Source organism: Gordonia sp. (in: high G+C Gram-positive bacteria), from assembly GCF_020438995.1.
Taxonomy (GTDB): Bacteria; Actinomycetota; Actinomycetes; order Mycobacteriales; family Mycobacteriaceae; genus Gordonia.
Genome location: NZ_JAGQTN010000246.1, coordinates 1 through 1,840, shown reverse-complemented (window position 1 = coordinate 1,840; position 1,840 = coordinate 1). Strand labels below are relative to the sequence as shown.

Below are 1,840 nucleotides of genomic sequence, written 5' to 3'. Positions count from 1 at the left end.
GCCCCGAACTCGCGGCCGACATGGTGCCGCGGCTGCTCGACGGCACCGAACAGTGGTGCCAGGGCTTCTCCGAACCCGGCTCGGGCAGCGACCTCGCGTCCCTGACCACGCGTGCCGAGCAGCGCGGTGATAACTGGGTGATCAACGGCCAGAAAGTCTGGACGAGCCTGGCGCAGTATGCATCCCGGTGTGTTCTGCTCACCCGCACGGCCCCCGGCCATGCGGGCATCACCGCGTTCTTCGTCGACATGGACACCCCCGGTATCACGGTCCGGCCGCTGCGCACGATGCACGACGTCGACGAGTTCGCCGAAGTCTATTTCGACGACGTCGTCGTACCCGCCGACCGGATGCTCGGGCAGCCGGGCGACGGCTGGAAGCTGGCGATGGACCTGCTCCCCTACGAGCGGTCCACGTGCTTCTGGCACCGCATCGCCTACCTGCTCGCCACGCTCGACGGCCTGGCCGGAAAGTCCGACGAGGCAGACGATCTCGATCTCGGTGCGGCCTACCTGGCGGTGTATACCGCGCGCTGCCGCTCGCATATCACCCAGCGCGCACTCGCCGAGACCGGCCGCGTCGGCCCCGAAACCTCCATCGACAAGGTGTTGTTGTCCACGGCCGAGCAGCAATTGTTCGACACCTACCGTGACCTGGTGCCCGGCGCCATCGAATGGACCGACCCGGTGCTGCGGTCGGAATACCTGTACTCCAAGGCCGCCACCATCTACGGCGGCACCGCCGAGATCCAGCGCAACATCATCGCGCGCCGGCTTCTCGACCTTGGTAAAGAACAATGATGGGGTAAAGAATCATGACGGGGCAAAGAATCATGATGGGAAAGGACTCGTAGTGGACGGCCGCACTGTAGAGGGCTCCGATATCGCCCTGCTCACCGACTCCCTGCGCGCCACGATGGCCGAGCACACCGGTCCCGCACTCGACGTTGCCCTCGACGACCTCGGCTGGCAGGACATGCTCGCCGAGATCCCGGAAGTCGCCATCCCTTTGGTGTTCCGGCTGCTCGGCGAGACCGGTTGCCACGCCTCGATCATCAACGATGTGCTCGGCACCGAGCGGTCAGCAACCGAATATCCCTTGCCGATGACCGGCGACCTGTGGCTGCGCTGGCACCGCGGCACCGACACCGCGAGCCCTGCCCTCGACCCGGAACTTCCACTGTCGCAAACAGATCCAGGCCCACTGCCGAAAGACGCCCTCATCCGCGGGCGGATCGCGCTGGGCTGGTGGCTGGTGGGCTCGAGCCGGGCGATGCTCACGCTCGCCCGCACCCACGCCCTCGACCGCACCCAGTTCGGCAAACCGATCGCATCCTTCCAAGCGGTCCGCCACCGTCTGGCCGAAACCCTGGTCGCCATCGAAGGCGCCGAAGCCACACTGACTGCGGCCACCGTCGACCTGCACACGGACTCCACTGTCCCCCATGATGATTCACTGCTACGGGCACTGCTCGCCAAGGCGGCCGCGGGCCGGGCGGCGCTGATCACCTGCCGGCACACCCAGCAGGTGCACGGCGGAATCGGTTTCACCGCCGAGCACTCCCTGCACCGTCACATCCGGCGCGCACACATGCTCGACGCCCTCCTGGGTTCCTCCCGCGCCCTCACCCGCGAGGCCGGCGCCCTGATCGGCGAACAGTCCCACGCCCCCCGCCTCATCAACCTGTAACCCACCCCCCTTCGCCGGTTAAGGCCAATACCGTTCAGTTAAGGTCGTTGAGGGTGTAGCCTGGTGGTGTGCCGCGTGCTGGATGGGTGAAGCCCGAGTCTGATCGTCGTTTGTCTGATGTGGTGTCGGTGGGTGTGTTGACGAGGGTGTT

General features: G+C 66.4%; 2 protein-coding genes. Both read left to right on the top strand.

The window, feature by feature from the left end; genetic code table 11:
* Positions 1-800, top strand: an 800-nt coding sequence (locus KDB67_RS17100) for an acyl-CoA dehydrogenase family protein (protein ID WP_291018113.1), incomplete at its 5' end; no start/stop codon positions are given.
* 115 nt (positions 801-915) lie between these two features.
* Positions 916-1,689 carry an acyl-CoA dehydrogenase family protein gene (locus tag KDB67_RS17095; protein WP_291018116.1) on the top strand — a complete coding sequence of 258 codons (774 nt, stop codon included), beginning with the start codon at positions 916-918 and terminating at the stop codon, positions 1,687-1,689.
* The last annotated feature ends 151 nt before the right edge of the window (positions 1,690-1,840 follow it).

Coding starts and splice junctions, on each gene's coding strand:
- KDB67_RS17095 (WP_291018116.1), top strand. CDS start 916: ATGGCCGAGCACACCGGTCCCGCACTCGACGTTGCCCTCGACGACCTC.